We start from the raw sequence: 16,889 nt of genomic DNA, 5'->3' as shown, positions 1-16,889 counted from the left end.
GCCCGGCGCGGCGCGCGTCCCGTTGCGGCGTTCCCGGCGCCGCGCGCCGCGCGCCGGCCCCGGAATCCCTGGACGCGCCCCGGGCCAGGGTGGCCCGCGGGTTGCTCCCCTCCCGGTGCGGGACAGACCGCGCGGGAGGGGTTCAGTCATGCGGAAGTGCGTGCGCGATTCGGTGGTCGTCATCACCGGGGCTTCGTCGGGGATCGGCAGGGCGGCGGCGCTCGCGTTCGCGCGGCGCGGGGCGCGGGTGGTCGTCGCCGCGCGGAACGCGTCGGCCCTCGAGGAGGTCGCCGCCGAGTGCGCCAGCGCCGGGGCGCGGGCGCTCGCCGTGCCGACGGACGTGCGGGACGAGTGCGCCGTCAGGGCCCTCGCCCGCGCCGCGGTCGAGGTGTTCGGCAGGATCGACGTCTGGGTGAACAACGCCGCGGTGTTCCTCTACGCGCGCGCCGACGAGGCGCCCTACGAGACCTACCGCCAGGTCATCGAGACGAACCTGCTCGGCTACGTGCACGGGGCGCGGGCCGCGCTGCCCTATTTCCGCGCGCAAGGCGCCGGCGTGCTCGTCAACAACGTCTCCGCGCTCGGCAAGTTCGGCGGGCCCACGATGAGCGCCTACGTGAGCGCCAAATTCGGGGTCCTCGGCCTCGCGTCCTGCCTGAGGCAGGAGCTCGTCAGCACCCCGGACATCCACGTCTGCTCCCTCTTGCCCGCGGCGGTCGACACCCCGATCTACCAGCACGCCGGCAACTACACCGGCCGCGCCGTCCAGCCGATCCAGCCGGTCCTCGACCCCGAGCGGGTCGCGGCCGCGATGGTCTCCCTCGCCGAGCGGCCGCGGCGCGAGGTGCACGTCGGCGTCGGCGGCCGCGTCACCGCCGCGGCGTACACCGCCTTCCCGGGCCTCACCGAGCGGGTGCTGGCGGCGTACATCACGAGCGCGACCTTCCTGGATCGCGCCGCGCCGCACACCGACGGCAACATCTTCTCGCCCATGAAGCGCTGGACCGGCGTGACCGGCGGGTGGCGCGCGGCCTCGCGCCTCGCCGCGCTCCTCGACACGGCGAGGGCCGCCGCCCGGCTCGCGCTCGAGATCCCGTCCGCGGCGCTCGAGCGCCTCAAGCCACGGTGAGCTCGCCCATCTGGCACCCTCCGTACGCGATCTCCCATCGGTCCTGACGCGCTGTCGTCCCCGGCGTGCCTCCCAACCTCGGGGATTCTGTGACGCGTTCTCCACCGTCGGCCGGCATGCTGCGCGCCGAACAACGATTCACTGAGAATCAAGGAGGCGCAACGATGAGCCGTTATGTGGCGCGCACGCTCCGAAGCGATGACTTTTCGACGCTGATGGACCTCGAGGCGGCGCTCTTCGGAAGCGCGGGCGAGGGCGAGCTCGGGCGGTATTACATCCGTCTTTGCTGCGATTTCTTCAGGGACTCTTGCTTCATGGTCGAGGCCGCGGGCAAGCCCGCGGGCTACCTGCTCTCCTTCGCGCGCGGCAAGGAGGTCTATTGCACGACCCTCGCCGTCCTGCCCGAGTACCAGGGCTCCCGCGCCACGCACACGCTGCTCCGGGCGTTCGTCGGGTCGATCCTCGGCTGGGCGGAGTCGTGCTGGTTCACCGTCGAGGAGGACAACCACGCCGCGCGGGCGCTCCACGCCATGCTCGGCGCCAAGGAGATCGAGGTCCGCCCCGACTTCTACGGCACCGGACACCCGCGCATCATCTCGCGCATCGATCGCGACGCGTTCATGGCGCTCCGGGCCCGCTTCGAGCGGGTCGGGCTCGTCGATCGCGCCGCCGAGGCGAGGGAGCCGCGCGCGGCGGACGGCGGCATCGCCGCGGTGGCCTGAGGCGGACGGACCTCATGACGACCACCGCTCCGCTGGACGCCGCCCGCCGCCCCGGGGCGGCGAGCGACTGGCCGTGGACCGAGGCGCTCTCCGTCGTCACCCGGGTCTCCGGCGTGATGGGGCTCGCGCTCGACACCGTGTTCCGGACCAGCCTCTTGCCCGAGCTGCCCGCCTCGCGCGACCGCGAGCGGGCGCGCCTCCTGCACGCGATCGCCGGGGAGCTCTGCGCGATGCACGCCCTGCGCGTCCGCGTGACCGGCGCGCTCCCCGCGCCGCCGTTCGTGATCGTGGCCAACCACGTCAGCTACCTCGACCCGATCGCCCTCGCCTCGCTCACCCCCTGCACCGCCATCGCCAAGCAGGAGATCGGCGGCTGGCCGATCATCGGCGAGCGCGCGCGCGATCTCGGCGTGCTGCTCGTCGACCGGCAGCGCCCGGCGAGCGGGGCGCGCGTGCTCCGGTCGGCGCTCCGCGCCCTCTGCCACGGCGTCCCGGTGCTGAATTTCCCGGAGGGCTCCACGACGCGCGGCGAGGAGGTCCTCCCCTTCCGCAAAGGCATCTTCGGCCTCGCCCGGATCGCGGGCGTCCCCATCGTGCCCGCGGCGATCACCTACGATGCCCCGGAGCTCTGCTGGGCGGGCGACGACACCTTCGTCCCCCATTATCTCCGCTTCTCCAGCCGCCGCGAGGCGAGCGCTCACATCACCTTCGGCCCCCCGCTCGGCGATCACGGCGGCGCGGCCGAGCTCGCGGAGCGCGCCCGCGCCGTGATCCTGGACCTCTTGAGCCTTTAGGAGATCTCATGTCGCAACAACGAGCCGCCGCGTACCTGCGGCACGGGCAGACTCCCTTCTTCCGCCTCCCGACCGCGAGCTTCCAGGAAGCCGGCGCGTCGGCCTACGCCGGCGCCGACGCCGTGCTCCTCGGCGTCCCGTGGGACGGGAGCGTCACCTACCGCCCAGGCGCCCGGTTCGCGCCCTACGAGCTGCGCCGCGTGAGCGCCCTCGTGCAGTCCTATCACCCCGGCCACGGCGTCGACGTGTTCCGCGCGCTCCGCGTGCTCGACGGCGGCAACGTGCCGTTTCCCCCGTTCCACGCCGAGTCCGTGCGCGAGCTGGTCCAGGCCTCGGTCGACGAGGTGCTCGCCGCCGGCGCGGTGCCGTTCGTCGTCGGCGGCGACCACTCCATCGCGCTCCCGGTGCTCCGCGCGCTCGCGCGACGGCACGGCCCCGTCACGGTCGTCCACGTGGACGCCCACCTCGACACGAGCACGGCGGAGGTGTGGGGCGAGCCGTTCCACCACGGCACGCCGTTCCGCAACGCCATCGACGAGGGACTGCTCGGCCGGGGCGCGCTCCACCAGATCGGCGTCCGCGCGACCTGGGGCCACCCGGAGGAGGGCGCCTTCGCGGCGCACGCCGGGGCGACCCTGTACGGCATGGACCGGATCGACCGGGACGGCGCCTCCACGATCGCGGCCGCCATCCGCGCCGCCGCCGGCGACGCGCCCGTCTACATCTCGTTCGACATCGACGGCATCGACCCCGCCTACGCCCCGGGCACCGGCACGCCCGTGCCCGGCGGGCTCACCTCGCGCGACGCGATCCAGCTGCTCCGCGGCCTCGCGGGGATCAACCTCGTCGGCATGGATCTCGTCGAGGTGTGCCCCGCGCTCGACCACGCCGACATCACCCTTCACCTCGGCGCGCACCTCCTGTTCGAGGGCCTCGCCCTGCTCGCGACGAGGAAGGTCAACCGGCCGCTCGGGTGACGCACACCTGATCTCGGCGAGCGCGGACGCGGACGCGAAGACGACGAGAGAAATGCCGCCCCGCCGCACCGCGCCGCGCCTCAATCCGCTGGCGCCCATCGCCATTCCGGTGTCACATAAGAGACACTGGGATGACACGCTCGCCCGATCTTTCCGGTCGTTACGCCGATCTCCCGCAGCTCGACGCCGCCTGGGCGCGCCTCGCGCGCGCGCACGGCGGACATGAAATGACGGTGGGGACGTCCACCCAGGGACGACCGTTACGGCGGTATGACTTCGGCAACCCGCTGGGCCCGACGTTCCTGCTGACGTCGCTCATGCACGGGGTCGAGGTGATCGGCGGGCTCGCGCTGCTCGACGCGGTCCGGTCGCTCCTCTCGGGCGGCCGGGGCAGCATCGCCGCGCACGCGCGGCTGGTCGTGATGCCGGTGGTCAACCCCGACGCGTTCGCCGACAACCTGGAGCGCCTCCGCGACGAGAGATGGGCGTCGCAGCGGTGCAATGCCCGCGGCGTGGATCTGAACCGGAATTTCGCGCCGCTGTCCGCGTCGCGGCCGCTGCACCCGTTCGCGGGGTCGCGGCTCCGGTGGTCGCCGCATTACACCGGGCCGCACGCGTTCTCGGAGCCCGAGTCGCGCGCGCTGCGCGACGTCGCGCTGGAGACGCGGCCCGCGCTCGCGCTCGGCTTTCACAGCTGCGGCAACCTCCTGCTCTACCCCTGGGCGCACACCGGCGCGCCCAACCCGCGCGCCTCGCTGTACCGCGCGCTCGGCGACGCCTTCTGCCGCGCGCTGCCGCGCGAGCCGTACGAGATCCGGCAGGCGGCGCACTGGTACCCCACGGTCGGCGACATGGACGACTGGCTCGACGCCAACCTGGGGACGCTCGCCTTCACCGTGGAGGTCAGCCGCCCCGCGCGCTCGTTCCGCGATTTCCGCCGGCTGCTCAATCCGTTCTGGTGGCTCAACCCGCTCGAGGCCGACGCGGCGATCGAGAACGTCGTCCCCGGCGTGGGAGCGCTCCTCGGCGACGCGCTCGACCGCGGCGTGGGTCGGGCGGCCCCGCACGCGCCGCCGCGCCTCGAGGAGCCGCCGGCGGAGCTGTTCGCCGACGCCGCCGAGTGATGCGCCCGCGCGCGCGGCCGCCACCGGCTGACCGCCGCCCACACCGGCCGGACGCCGGCGGACAAAAAGTGCCAGTCTCGCACGCGGCATCCACTATCCTTCGCGTGTGGACGCTGACTCGCCCCGCCTGCCGACGACCGTCAGGGTCAGCCTGAGCGCGGCGGAGCGCGCGCCCGGCGCGGACGAGTCCGACATCTGGCAGCACGAGGCCGACGAGATCGTCGACGGCAAGTACCGGCTGGTCCGGCCGCTCGGGCGCGGGGGCATGGCCGAGGTCTGGCTCGCGGTCCACGTCACGCTCAAGACCGAGCTCGCCATCAAGTTCCTCAGCGTCTCGCTGACCGGCGACCCCACGCGGAGCCGGACCGTCCTGGAGAGGTTCCGGTTCGAGGCCCAGATCTCGGCCCGCCTGGGCGCGCGCACGCGGCACATCGTCGCCGTCCACGACGCGGGCGTGCACGACGACATCCCGTATCTCGTGATGGAGTACATCCGGGGCCGGACGCTGTTCGCCGAGGTGCGCGAGAAGGGGCCGATCGAGCCGCGGCGCTTCGCGGACATGCTCGATCAGATCGCGGACGCGCTCACCGTCGCGCACGACATGGGCATCGTGCACCGCGACCTCAAGCCCTCCAACGTGATGATCCTCGACGATCCCGGCGCGGAGCTCACGGTGAAGGTCGCCGACTTCGGCATCGCCAAGGCGCTGCACGGCGATCTCGGCCTCGATCGGCCGCGCGAGACGGAGGCCGACGTCATGCTGGGCTCGCCGAACTACATGAGCCCGGAGCAGCTCTCCTCGCCGCTCGCGGTCGACGCGCGGGCCGACGTGTGGGCGCTCGGCGTCCTCGCCTATGAGGTGCTGACCGACTGGCCGCCGTTCCAGGGCAACACCATCGCCGAGCTCATCGTGGCGGTCAGCACCCGCGATTTCGAGCCGGCCACCGAGGTCCGGCGGTCGCTCCCCCGGGGGCTCGACGGCTGGTTCTCGCGCGCCCTCGCGAAGGAGCCGGCGCGGCGGTTCACCTCGATCCGCGAGATGGTCCGGGCCTACCGCGACGCGCTCGCGGCGCCGCCGCCCGCGCCCGCGAAGGCCTCGCCGGCGCGGCGGCCGGCGGCGCTCGTCGCCGTGGCGGTCGCCTCCCTGGGCACGCTCGCGGGCGCCACCGCGCTCGCGTGGCGCCTGCTCGGCGGGCCGCGCGCCGAGCCGGAGGCGGCGCGGCACCTGTCCCCCGGCGTGCGCGGCGCGCTCCAGGAGCTCGCGCTGCGCCCGCCGCCGCCCCCGCCGCCCGCCGCGACGGCGCCGCCGGTCGCCGTCGCCCCGGCGGGCGAGCCCGCTCCCTCCGCCGCGGCGACCGCGTCCGCGCGGCCGCGCGGGGTCCAGCCGCGTCCTGGGGCGGAAGGCGGCGCTCCCCGCGCCACCGCGACCGCCAAGCCCGCGCCGCCCACCGTTCCCCGGCGCCGCAAGGAGATCGACAAGAGTGAGATCCTTTGAGCGACAGCTCATCACGCTGTGCGGCGCCGCCTTGCTCGCGGCCGCGCCGGCGCCGGCCCTCGCCATCGGCGCCGAGGAGGACGCGAAGACGCTGTTCGCGCGCGGGCGCGAGCTGCGGAGCGCCGGCCAGTGCGAGCAGGCGGTCATCGCCTTCCGGAGCGCGCTGGAGATCTACCCGGAGGGGCTCGGCGCGCTGCGGAACATCGCCGAGTGCGAGGAGGAGATGGGCCGCTACGCCTCGGCGCGGCGCGACTGGTGGGATCTCCGGCGCGCCGCGCTCCAGTCGAACGAAGCGAAGTACGCCGGGTGGAGCGAGGACGCCGAGCTCCGGTACCGGGCGCTCGGCAACAAGGTCGGGACGTTGACCGTCCGCCTGCACGGCGCCGAGGGGCGGTCGCCGGTGCAGGTGGTGCTGGACGGCAAGCCGCTCGATCCGAGGCTCCTCGGCGTCGCGCTCGAGCGCGATCTCGGCGCGCACACGGTCGAGCTCTTCTACGGCGGCGCCGCGCCGATCCTGGAGCGCGTCGAGCTCACGCCGGGCGCGAGCCGGGACGTGACGCTCACCGTGCCCGCGCCGCTCCCGGCGCGCGACGCGCGCCCCCCGGACGCCGCGCCCGCGCCGCCGTCGTCCAGCGGCGTCCGCACGGGCGGCTACATCGCGCTCGGCGTGGGCGGCGCGGGCGCGATCGCGACCGCGGTGGCGCTCGCCGTGCGCGCCAGCGCGCTGTCCAAGGTCGAGGACGGGTGCTCCCCAGCCGGCGGCGGGGGCTACGTGTGCCCGCGATCGCTGCAGGGGGACTACGACAGGGGGAAGACCGCCACGACGCTCGCGGGCGTCTTCGCCGGCGTCGGGCTGGTCGGCATCGGCGCCGGCGTCACGCTGCTCCTGCTGAGCCCCTCCGAGGCCGCCTCGCCGGCGCCTGGCAAGCCTCCCGTGGCGGAGCTCTCCCTCACGCCGTCGCCGGCCGGCCTCGGCTCCCGCCTCCTCGTGCGCTTCTGATCGGGTCAGGCGCGCGCCTTGCCTGATCTCGCCGCGAACCCGGGCTGCGGCCCAGGTTGCGAGGAGGGGTGTCATGACGATGCTCGAACCGATCTCCGAGGTGCCGCCGCTGGTCGAGCGCGACCAGGCCGGGGCGGGCAGAACAGCGGGCAGGGCGGAGCGCCTGGTCTCCACGATCGGCGGCAGCGCCCTCGTGGCGTACGGGCTCGCCCGCCGCAGCGTGCCCGGCCTGGTCCTCGCGCTCGCGGGCGGGGCGCTGATCCAGCACGGCGTCTCGGGCCGCCGCGGCGCCGCGGGCGCGCCCGACGATCGCGCTCCACCCCGCGCGCGGCTCCTGCGCGCCGGCCAGCGCGTCGGCCGCCTGTTCGGCGGGCTGGCACCGGCGACGACGCGCGTCGCGCGCGCCGTGACCGTCGCGAAGCCCGCGGACGAGCTCTACAGATTCTGGCGCAATTTCGAGAACTTACCGCGCTTCATGGAGCACCTCGCCGAGGTCGAGGTCATCGACGATCGCCGCTCGCGGTGGGCGGCGAGGGCGCCCGGCGGCGGCTCGGTGTCGTGGCGGGCCGAGATCGTCGAGGACCGGGAGAACGAGCTCATCGCGTGGCGCTCCTGCGAGCCGGCGGACATCGAGAACGCGGGCTCGGTCCGGTTCGTCCCGGCGCCGGGCGGCCGCGGCACCGAGGTCCGCGTGACGCTCGACTACAAGGCGCCGGCCGGCGCGCTCGGCCGGGCGATCGCGAAGGTCTTCGGCGAGGAGCCGGATCAGCAGCTCAGGGACGACCTCCGCCACTTCAAGCAGCTGATGGAGGCGGGGGAGATACCGACGATCGACGGACAGCCCAGCGGCCGGAGATCGGCCGTGCTGGGCGGGGCCGTGCTGGGGAGGTGAGGCCATGCGCGCTCTCTGCTGGAACGGGGTGAACGATCTCCGGGTCGAGACGGTGCCGGATCCGCGGATCCTCGCCCCGCACGACGCCATCCTCCGCGTGCGGATGTCGTCCGTATGCGGCTCGGATCTGCACCTCATCGACGGCTATGTGCCCACGATGAAGAAGGGGGACATCCTCGGGCACGAGTTCGTCGGCGAGGTCGTCGAGGTCGGCCCGGACGTGAGCAAGCTGAAGAAGGGCGACCGCGTCGTCGTCTGCTCGATCGTCGGCTGCGGGCATTGCTTTTATTGCGAGCACGCGCTCTGGTCGCTCTGCGACAACTCGAACCCGAGCCACGCCGTGCTCGACGCGGCCTTTGGCGACACGACCGCCGCCATCTTCGGCTATAGCCACGCCTTTGGCGGCATCGCCGGCAGCCATGCCGAGTACGTGCGCGTCCCGTTCGCCGATCAGGGCGCCTTCCAGGTCCCCGAGGCGGTCCCGGACGACCGCGCGGTGTTCGCGGCCGACGCCTTGCCGACCGGCTACATGGCCGTGGACATGTGCGGTATCCGCCCCGGCGACGTGATCGCGGTGTGGGGGGCCGGCGGCGTGGGACAGATGGCGATCCTCAGCGCGTACCTGCTCGGCGCGGAGCGGGTCATCGCCATCGACCGGCTCCCCGAGCGTCTCCGGCTGGCCAGCGAGCGCGGCCGCGCCGAGGTGCTCAATTACGAGGAGGTGGACGTCCGCGAGGCGCTCCGCGACATGACGGGGGGCCGCGGCCCCGACGCGTGCATCGACGCGGTCGGCATGGAGGCGCACGGGCGAGGCCTCGAGTACGCCTACGACCGCGCCAAGCAGGCGATGCGGCTCGAGACCGATCGCCCGATCGCGCTGCGCCAGGCGATCATGGCGTGCCGCAAGGGCGGCACGGTGTCGATCGTCGGCGTCTACGGCGGGCACATCGACAAGTTCCCGATGGGCGCCGCGATGAACAAGGGCCTGGTCTTCCGGATGGGGCAGCAGCACGGCCAGCGCTACATCCCGCGCCTGCTCGAGCACCTCGAGCGCGGCGAGATCGATCCCTCGTTCCTCGTGACGCACCCGATGAGCCTCGAGGAGGGGCCGCGCGGATACCAGCTCTTCAAGAAGAAGCAGGATGGCTGCGTGCGCGCCGTCTTCACGCCGGCGGCGAGCGCCTGAGTCGGCGCCGCCGTCGCGCGGCGGCGGCGCGATCGGCGCCGCGACGGTGGACCTGCGGGCCGGCGAGCGCGGCCTCTGCGCGGCGCCGGCCGAGCGCATCTGTGCAGGGGCGGCCGGGAACGGATCTCGCTCGTAGCGACGGAAGGAGCGCGCGGCGCTGAGCTTGTCTTTCCGCCCCAGGGCGCTACCCCTTGATGAGGCGGGGGCGCGCGCAGACGGCGAGGTCGAGATGAGCTCACGACGAAACAAGATCCTTGGTTCGGTGGCAGGGAGCGGCGCGGTCGCCGTCCGCGGGGCGGCCGAGGCGCTGTTCTCGGCGGCGGGCAAGGGGCTGCTCGACGAGGGCGCGCGGGAGGGCCTGCGGCGCGCGATGGTCGAGAACACCACGGCGGTCGTGGACGCGTTCGCGCCGGGGCTCTCGGTGGGGGCGCAGGCGACGGCGAAGATCATCGTGGATCACGGCGGGAAGCAGGCGGGGGCGCTCGTCGCTCAGGCGGCGGCGCGGCAGGCGGGCCAGGCGGCGCTCACCGACGGCGCGTCGGCCGCGGTGGCCAAGACGCTGACCCGCGAGGTGATGAAGACCGCGGGCCGGGAGATCCTGAAGGGCGCCGGCAAGGCGGCCGGGATCGGGTTCGTCATCGACGGCGCCTTCGGTGCGTACGAGGGGGTCACGGCCTTCCAGCGCGGCGAGATGACGAGGCAGGAGGCGATGGTGCACGCGGCCCAGGAGGCCTCGACAGGCGCGGTGGCGACCGGCGCCGGCGTGCTGCTCGCGGCGGGCCTCGTCGCGGTCACCGGCGGCGCTGCGGCGCCGCTCGTCTTCGCGGTGGGCGCCGGCGGCGCGATCGGCGCGAAGCAGGTCCTGCGGCGGCTCGTGGGCCGCGTTTCCTCGAAGATCCTGGTCGCCCCGTTCCCGACGGAAGCCAAGCGGGGTGACGCGGCGCCGCGGCATCCGTGCCGGCGAGCTTGTCGCGGCCTCGAGGCGTCCACCCGCGCGGATCGGCATTGTTTCCGTGCATCGGCCGAGCGGCGGCCTCGCGGCGCTCGCCGCCGACGGCTTTCGGGCGGTGGCCGATCGACATAGATCCTCGTCATGAAGCGACGCGTCCCGAGGCGATCGTTCCTGCGCATCGGCGGGGCTGCGGCCGCGGCGCTGGCCCTGCCGTTCTCCCTGATCTTCGCGCGGAGGCCGAGGACGAAGAACGCGGCCGGCCGGTTCGGGCCGCTCCTCCCCGATCCCGCGGGCATCCTCGATCTCCCTGCTGGCTTCGCCTACCGGATCCTTGAGCGCGCCGGCGGCGACATGGACGACGGCTACCGGGTGCCCGGCCGGCCGGACGGGATGGGGTGCTTTCCTGGGCCGGACAACACGTGGATCTTGCTCAGGAATCATGAGAACGGGCCCGCCGACCGGAAGATCGGGCCTTACCGGGCCGGGCAGAGCGCGCCGGCGGAGGCGTACGACGCGGCGAGCATGGGCGGCGTCACGAGGCTCGTGGTCGACGCGGCGACGCTCGAGCGCCGCTCGAGCAACCTCGTGCTCGCCGGAACGAACCGGAACTGCGCCGGCGGCGCGAGCCCCTGGGGCTGGCTCACGTGCGAAGAGAACGTCGATCCTCGCCACGGCTATGTCTTCGTGTGCGCGGCGAACGCATCGAGGGTGGCGCCGCCGCAGCGCCTCACCGGATACGGCCGCTTCTTCCACGAGGCGGCGGTCGTCGACCCCGCGACGAACATCGCTTACCTGACCGAGGATCGGGCGGACGGCTGCTTCTACCGCTTCAAGCCCGCGGATCCTGCGGCGCCGTTCGAGGGCAAGCTGCAGGCGCTCGCCGTCGTCGGCGCCCGCAAGGCCGACACCTCGGGCTGGGCGCTGCGGGAGCCGCGCGAGATCGCGTGGGTCGACATCGACGACCCCGATCCGCGGGACGACACGGTCCGGAAGCAGGCGCAGGCCAAGGGGGCCGCGCTGTTCCGGCGCGGGGAGGGCGTCTGCCTCGCGCAGGGCGCGGTGTACGTCTCCGCGACGATCGGCGGCCCGGCCGGCGCCGGGCAGATCTTCCGGCTGGCCCCTGCCGGGGACGGCGGCGCGCTCGAGGTCCTCGCCCACGCGACGAGCACGGACGAGCTGGACGCGCCCGACAACATCACCGTCGCCCCCTGGGGAGAGCTCTTCATGGCGGAGGACGGCAGCCGGGGGAACTACCTGCGAGGCGTGACGAGGGACGGGCAGATCTTCGACTTCGCGCGCAACGCGCGGAGCCCGAGCGAGCTCGCCGGCGTGTGCTTCTCGCCCGACGGCAAGGCGCTCTTCGTGAACATGCAGGAAGACGGCCTCACGCTGGCCGTCACGGGCCCGTTCCCCGAGATCGCCGCGGGCGCCGGCAGCCCGACCCGGGCGGGGGCGCCGGGGTAGAGCGCCGGGGAGAGCGCCAGGTAGAGCAGAGCGCCGACCGGCCCGAGCGGCCGCTCAGAACGGCGGCGGCGCCGTCTCGCCGGTCGGCAGCGGACCCGGCTCCGGCGCGTGCTCCGACTCGGCCGGCGCCGTCCCCGGCGCTGCCGTCCCCGGCTCCGCCGGGCCCTCGCCCGGCGCCGGCACGACCCCCTGCAGCTCCTCCGGCGCTCCGGCGTCGGCCGCCTCCGCGCCCGCGTCCGCCTCGGGGACTGGCGCCTCCTCGGCCGGCTCCGTTCCGGCGACGAACACCTCCTCGACGGCGTCCTCCTGCCCCTCGCGCGCGAGGAGGCCCGTCTGCGGATCGATCTTCACGCGCACCACGCCGCTCGGCACCGGGAAGTCGGCCACCGGGCGCTTCGCGTGCGCCTGCTTCATGAAATCCACGAACGCCGGCAGCGCCGCCGTGGCGCCCGCCTCGCCCTTGCCGAGCGGCGCCGCGTCGTCGTAGCCGGTCCACACCGCGCACGCGATGTCGGTCGAGTAGCCGACGAACCACGTGTCCTTCGACTGGTTCGTCGTCCCCGTCTTGCCGGCGATCGGCCGCCCGAGCGAGCGCGCCTGCTTGGCGGTCCCGGTCTGCACGACGGACGTCAGCAGGCTCGTGAGCACGTACGCCTCCGGCTCCTCCATCACGCGGCGCGCCGGGGGGCGCGGCGGCAGCGGGATCTCCGCCCCGCCCGGCCCGACGATCTTCGTGATCAGGATCGGCGGCTCGTAGACGCCGCCCGCGGCGATGCTCGCGTACGCGGCGGCCATCTCGCGCGGCGTGACCTCGTAGGCGCCGAGCGCGAGCGACAGGTCCGCGCCGAGCTTCGACTGGATGCCGAGCGCGCCGGCGAAGGCGACCACGTTCGAGGGGCCGACGCGCGACATCGCCGACACCGCGGCCACGTTCACGCTGTGCGCCAGCGCCTCGCGCAGCCGCGCGGGCGACTGCCCCTCGCTCTCGTCGTGGTTCTGCGGCTTGTACCCCGCGACGGCCTGCGGGTTCGTCTCGAGGATCGTCGACGGCGTCAGCGTGCGCGCGTGGATCCCGTAGCCGTAGACGAACGCCTTGAAGGTCGACCCCGGCTGCCGCCGCGCGAACGTCGCGCGGTCGAGCCCGCCGCGCACCGCCTCGTAGCCGCCGACCAGGGCGACGATCTCGCGCGTCCGCACGTCGATCGCGACGAGCGCGCCCTCGGGTCCGAGCTCGAGCCGCAGCGGCACCGGGGCCGCGGGCTTCGCCGGGCTGCCTGCGGGCGCGGCGCGCCTCGCCTCTCCGTCGGCGGCGTCCTCGTCCTCGTCCTGCCCCGTCGCGGCCGCCTCGACGACCGGCTCCGGCGCGGGACCGATCAGGCTGACGCGCACCACCTTGTCGACGTCGGCGAACTTGCTCGGCGCGAGCCCGTTCGGGTTGTACCGCTGCGCGCCGCGGAGCGCGACCGTGCCGTCCAGCGTGCCCACGCGCACCGAGAGCGTGCCTCGGGCGTCGTCGGCGCCGGTCACGACCCCCCGGAAGACCTTGTGGCCGGCCGGCGTCCCCTCGAAGGGCGGCGGCTCCTTCTTGGTCCGCGCGAGCGGGCCGAACAGCTTGTGCCGCTTCGCGTAGGCGTCGAGGTTCTTGCGGACGGCCGCGCGCGCCGCCGCCTGCAGCGCCGGATCGATCGTGGTCGTGATCGTGTATCCGCCCTGCTGCGCGGCGGGCCCGACGACCTCGCGCAGCACGCGCTGCGCCTCGCTGACGACCTCGGGCGCGAGCTCGGCGAGCGACTCGGTCTCGATGGCGAGCACCACCGGCTCCCGCTTCGCCTGCTCGACCTGGACCTCGTCCGCGAAGCCCTTCCTGTGCATCTGGTCGAGCACGAAGTCGCGCCGCGCCACGGCGCGCTCGAGGTTCGCGCGGGGCGAGTACACCGACGGCCCCTTCACGACGGCGACGAGCAGCGCCGCCTCGGCGAGCGTCACGTCGCGCACGCTCTTGCCGAAGTAGTAGCGGCTCGCCTCCTCGACCCCGTAGCGGCCGTGGCCGAAGTAGATCTTGTTGAGGTAGAGCTCCAGGATCTCGTCCTTCGTGAGCTCCTGCTCGATCCTGCGGGCCAGGATGATCTCGCGCGCCTTGCGCTTGTAGGTCCGGTCCGGCGTGAGCAGGACGTTCTTCACGACCTGCTGCGTGATCGTGCTCGCCCCCTGCCTGGTCTGGGTCGAGCGGAGGTTCACCGCGAGGGCGCGGAGCATGCCGAGGTAGTTCAGCCCCGCGTGCTCGTAGAAGCCCGCGTCCTCGGCGGCGAGCGTGGCGAGCTTCACCTGGTTCGGGATCTCGCCGATGCGCACGACGGTGCGCCGCTCGGTGAAGAGCTCGCCGAGGCGCGTCCCGTCGCGCGCGAGGATGCGCGTCACCTGCGGGGGCCGGTAATCCTTGAGCTCGCGGGTCGAGGGGAGATCCGCCTCGTAGTGCCGGACGACGAGCACGACGCTCGCGGCGGCGAGGACGAGCAGCGCCGCGAGCGCGATCCCGATGCGCTTCGCCCAGGTGGCGATCCTGGCGCCCCGGTCCTGTCCGGCCGCGTCGTCCGGCGGCGCCGGCGGCGGGCCCTCGAGGCGCGGCGCGCTCGCCGTGCGCGCCGCCGAGCTGATCCGCTGCGGCGGTTCGCTCCCTCGCACCGGCGCGCTGGATCTCCGCGCGGGCGGCTCCGAAGCCCGCCGCGGCGGCTCCGACGCACGCCACTGCGGCTCCGACACCTGCCGCGGCGGCTCCGACGCACGCCACTGCGGCTCCGACACCTGCCGCGGCGGCTCCGACACCTGCCGCGGCGGCTCCGACGCACGCCGCGGCGGCTCCGACGCACGCCGCGGCGGATCGGCCCTCCTGGCCGGATCGTTGTCGTTTCCCCCTGGGTTCCCTGATTGCTCCGAGGCCATGACGTCGTCCCCGTGAACGCTGGCGCATGCGATGCGCATCCAGAGCGCCCGGCGCGCCGGAGCGGCGACGCTAGCACGCCCGCGGTGGCACGCCTCGTTTCAGGGCGCGGCCGCGGGGGCTCAGCCCTGGAACAGCCGCATCGCCACGATGGTGATCAGGATGCCGGCGATCAGGCACCCCGCTGCGATGCCGACGAGGAGCAGCGGCTTGGCCTCCGCCTTGGCCGGCGCCTTGGCGAGCGGCGCGGGCGCGGGCGCCGGCCTCACGGCGGGCGCCGGCGGCTGCTGGACCATCTTCACCGTCTTCGCCGGCGACTTGAACGGCGACGGCGCGGGCGACTTGCTCGCCTGGAGCGCGGCGGCGTGCTGTTTTGCCGCCTGCTCGAGCACCGCGTTGGCGCTCTTCGGCATCATCGCCGTGTAGCCCTTGCCCGCGCCGCCCGCGAACGGCTTGAGCGCGTCGGCGAACTCCGCGGCCGACTCGAACCGATCCTCGGGCCGCTTCTCGAGCGCCTTGGCGAGCACCACCCCGAGCCCCGGCGGGAACTGCTTGCCTGGCACGCGCTCGTCGAGCGGGATCGGGTTCCGGGTCACGTGGTGCTGGATGTACTCCATGGGCGTCCGCGCCTCGAACGGCAGCTTGCCCGTGAGCACCTCGTACAGGATGGTCGCGAGCGAGTAGATGTCGCTGCGCGCGTCGAGCACCTTGCCCTGCGCCTGCTCGGGCGACATGAACTCCGGCGTCCCGAAGACCATGCCCTCCTGCGTGAGCATCACCGACCCCGGCCGGAGCTCGCGCTCCGTCACCTTCGCGAGGCCGAAGTCGAGCACCTTCGGGTAGTCCTTCAGCCCGCCGTTGGTCGACAGGAAGATGTTCTCGGGCTTGAGATCGCGGTGCACGATCCCCTGGATGTGCGCCTCCTGCAGGGCGCCGCAGACCTGGATCAGGATCGGGATCGCGCGCTCGACGGGCAGCGGCCCTTCCTTGCGGACCACCTGGTTCAGGTTCTTGCCCTCCAGGTACTCCATCACGATGTACAGCGAGCCGTCCTCGAGCTCGCCGTAGAGCAGCACCTTCACCGTGTTCGGGTGGGTGAGGTGGCTCATCGCCCGCGCCTCGCGGCGGAAGCGAGAGACGAGATCCTTTCGGTTCGCGAGCTTGGGGTGGAGGATCTTCACCGCCACCATCCGGTTCATCGCCGGCTGGGCGGCCTTGTAGACCGACCCCATGCCGCCGGAGCCGATCTTCTGAAGAATCTGGAACTGCCCCCCGAGCAGATCTCGACCGATGTTCGGGTCCGGACCGGCGGCCATGCGTGGAGCCGGAAAATACCACGCAACCCACCCGTATCGTCTATGACCGAAGCAGCGGACGCATCGGATCCGTCGTGGCACCGAAAATGACCGTAAAAACCGACGCCCCCGGGGCGGCCGAGGCGCTCGAGAGCCCCCTCCTCGCCGCCGCCGGCTTCTCGCACGCCTTTTTCACCCGGCGCGGCGGCGTCAGCGCCCCCCCCTGGGACACGCTGAGCTTCGCCATCGCGCTCGGCGACGACCCCGCCGCCGTCCGCGAGAACCTGGAGCGCGCCGCGCGGCGCCTCGGCATCCCGGCGGCGCGGCTCTACTACCTCAGCCAGGTCCACGGCGTGGCGGCGCGCGTCCTCACCGGCGACGAGGACCGCGACGAGGTCGTCCGCGAGGTCGGCGACGTGACCCTCTCGCGCGTGCCCGGGGTCGGCTGCGGCGTCCGCAGCGCCGACTGCGCCCCGATCCTCCTCGCCGATCGCCGGAGCGGCGCCGTCGCCGCGGTCCACAGCGGCTGGCGCGGCACCGCGCTCCGGGTCGTGGTCGAGGCGGCCCGCGCGCTCAGGTCGCTCGCCGGCCCCGGCGCCGATCTCGTCGCCGCGATCGGCCCGCACATCGAGGCCTGCTGCTTCGAGATCGGCGACGACGTCGCCGCCGAACTCGCCGCCTGCTCCAGCGCCGGCGACGCCGCCATCGTCCGCGGCGCCCCCGGCGCGCGCCCGCACGCCGACGTCCGCCGCATCCTCAAGGCCCAGCTCGCCGAGTCCGGCCTCGACGCAACGTCGGTCGATGACGTCCGGGGGTGCACCGCGTGTGACCCCGCCCGCTTCTTCTCGTACCGGCGCGACGGACAGCGGAGCGGCCGGCTGCTCTCCGTCATCGTCGCCGGCGGTACCGTCATCGGCTAGA

At 73.9% G+C, this 16,889-nt stretch carries 14 protein-coding genes; 12 read left to right on the top strand and 2 right to left on the bottom strand.

Annotation, left to right across the window (positions count from 1 at the left end; translation table 11 throughout):
- The first annotated feature begins 148 nt into the window (after positions 1-148).
- The 11 genes from WME98_RS23620 to WME98_RS23570 all read left to right on the top strand — a co-directional run bounded on the left by WME98_RS23620 (position 149) and on the right by WME98_RS23570 (position 11,735).
- Complete coding sequence (locus WME98_RS23620; RefSeq protein ID WP_437953311.1) at positions 149-1,129, top strand: SDR family oxidoreductase; 981 nt, start codon at positions 149-151, stop codon at positions 1,127-1,129.
- A gap of 164 nt (positions 1,130-1,293) precedes the next feature.
- A complete protein-coding gene (locus WME98_RS23615; RefSeq protein ID WP_437953310.1) occupies positions 1,294-1,851 on the top strand; it encodes a GNAT family N-acetyltransferase in 558 nt (185 codons plus the stop codon).
- A 14-nt stretch (positions 1,852-1,865) separates the two neighbouring features.
- Complete coding sequence (locus WME98_RS23610) at positions 1,866-2,645, top strand: lysophospholipid acyltransferase family protein (RefSeq protein ID WP_437953309.1); 780 nt, start codon at positions 1,866-1,868, stop codon at positions 2,643-2,645.
- A gap of 8 nt (positions 2,646-2,653) precedes the next feature.
- A complete protein-coding gene (speB, locus tag WME98_RS23605) occupies positions 2,654-3,622 on the top strand; it encodes an agmatinase (protein WP_437953308.1) in 969 nt (322 codons plus the stop codon).
- Positions 3,623-3,753: 131 nt separating this feature from the next.
- Positions 3,754-4,746: a M14 family metallopeptidase gene (locus WME98_RS23600; protein ID WP_437953307.1), complete on the top strand. Its 993-nt coding sequence runs from the start codon at positions 3,754-3,756 to the stop codon at positions 4,744-4,746.
- A gap of 106 nt (positions 4,747-4,852) precedes the next feature.
- Positions 4,853-6,241 (top strand): serine/threonine-protein kinase, encoded by a 1,389-nt coding sequence (locus WME98_RS23595; RefSeq protein ID WP_437953306.1) that lies wholly within the window; start codon positions 4,853-4,855, stop codon positions 6,239-6,241.
- On the top strand, positions 6,228-7,241 hold the full coding sequence (locus tag WME98_RS23590; RefSeq protein WP_437953305.1) for a tetratricopeptide repeat protein: 1,014 nt from the start codon (positions 6,228-6,230) through the stop codon (positions 7,239-7,241). The genes WME98_RS23595 and WME98_RS23590 overlap by 14 nt, the downstream gene beginning before the upstream one ends.
- A gap of 73 nt (positions 7,242-7,314) precedes the next feature.
- On the top strand, positions 7,315-8,133 hold the full coding sequence (locus WME98_RS23585; RefSeq protein WP_437953304.1) for an SRPBCC family protein: 819 nt from the start codon (positions 7,315-7,317) through the stop codon (positions 8,131-8,133).
- A 4-nt stretch (positions 8,134-8,137) separates the two neighbouring features.
- Positions 8,138-9,319: a zinc-dependent alcohol dehydrogenase gene (locus WME98_RS23580; protein ID WP_437953303.1), complete on the top strand. Its 1,182-nt coding sequence runs from the start codon at positions 8,138-8,140 to the stop codon at positions 9,317-9,319.
- 229 nt (positions 9,320-9,548) lie between these two features.
- A complete protein-coding gene (locus tag WME98_RS23575) occupies positions 9,549-10,403 on the top strand; it encodes a hypothetical protein (protein WP_437953302.1) in 855 nt (284 codons plus the stop codon).
- 9 nt (positions 10,404-10,412) lie between these two features.
- A complete protein-coding gene (locus tag WME98_RS23570; protein ID WP_437953300.1) occupies positions 10,413-11,735 on the top strand; it encodes an alkaline phosphatase PhoX in 1,323 nt (440 codons plus the stop codon).
- A gap of 54 nt (positions 11,736-11,789) precedes the next feature.
- On the opposite strand, the gene WME98_RS23565 is transcribed toward WME98_RS23570, so the two are convergent.
- Together WME98_RS23565 and WME98_RS23560 are read right to left on the bottom strand one after the other, a co-directional pair.
- On the bottom strand, positions 11,790-14,417 hold the full coding sequence (locus tag WME98_RS23565) for a penicillin-binding protein 1A (protein ID WP_437953299.1): 2,628 nt from the start codon (positions 14,415-14,417) through the stop codon (positions 11,790-11,792).
- Positions 14,418-14,795: 378 nt separating this feature from the next.
- Positions 14,796-15,989, bottom strand: coding sequence for a serine/threonine-protein kinase (locus WME98_RS23560; protein WP_437953298.1), 1,194 nt, complete (start codon positions 15,987-15,989; stop codon positions 14,796-14,798).
- Positions 15,990-16,063: 74 nt separating this feature from the next.
- Between WME98_RS23560 and pgeF the strand changes: the two genes are divergently transcribed.
- Positions 16,064-16,888: a peptidoglycan editing factor PgeF gene (gene pgeF / locus WME98_RS23555; RefSeq protein WP_437953297.1), complete on the top strand. Its 825-nt coding sequence runs from the start codon at positions 16,064-16,066 to the stop codon at positions 16,886-16,888.
- Position 16,889: the final 1 nt, after the last annotated feature.

It is taken from the genome of Sorangium sp. So ce296 (genome assembly GCF_051529605.1).
GTDB lineage: Bacteria > Myxococcota_A > Polyangia > Polyangiales > Polyangiaceae > Sorangium > Sorangium cellulosum_D.
This window is presented reverse-complemented; position numbering and strand designations above follow the sequence as displayed.

Coding starts and splice junctions, on each gene's coding strand:
- WME98_RS23575 (WP_437953302.1), top strand. CDS start 9,549: ATGAGCTCACGACGAAACAAGATCCTTGGTTCGGTGGCAGGGAGCGGC.
- WME98_RS23580 (WP_437953303.1), top strand. CDS start 8,138: ATGCGCGCTCTCTGCTGGAACGGGGTGAACGATCTCCGGGTCGAGACG.
- WME98_RS23620 (WP_437953311.1), top strand. CDS start 149: ATGCGGAAGTGCGTGCGCGATTCGGTGGTCGTCATCACCGGGGCTTCG.
- WME98_RS23560 (WP_437953298.1), bottom strand. CDS start 15,989: ATGGCCGCCGGTCCGGACCCGAACATCGGTCGAGATCTGCTCGGGGGG.
- WME98_RS23600 (WP_437953307.1), top strand. CDS start 3,754: ATGACACGCTCGCCCGATCTTTCCGGTCGTTACGCCGATCTCCCGCAG.
- WME98_RS23585 (WP_437953304.1), top strand. CDS start 7,315: ATGACGATGCTCGAACCGATCTCCGAGGTGCCGCCGCTGGTCGAGCGC.
- WME98_RS23615 (WP_437953310.1), top strand. CDS start 1,294: ATGAGCCGTTATGTGGCGCGCACGCTCCGAAGCGATGACTTTTCGACG.
- WME98_RS23570 (WP_437953300.1), top strand. CDS start 10,413: ATGAAGCGACGCGTCCCGAGGCGATCGTTCCTGCGCATCGGCGGGGCT.
- speB (WP_437953308.1), top strand. CDS start 2,654: ATGTCGCAACAACGAGCCGCCGCGTACCTGCGGCACGGGCAGACTCCC.
- WME98_RS23610 (WP_437953309.1), top strand. CDS start 1,866: ATGACGACCACCGCTCCGCTGGACGCCGCCCGCCGCCCCGGGGCGGCG.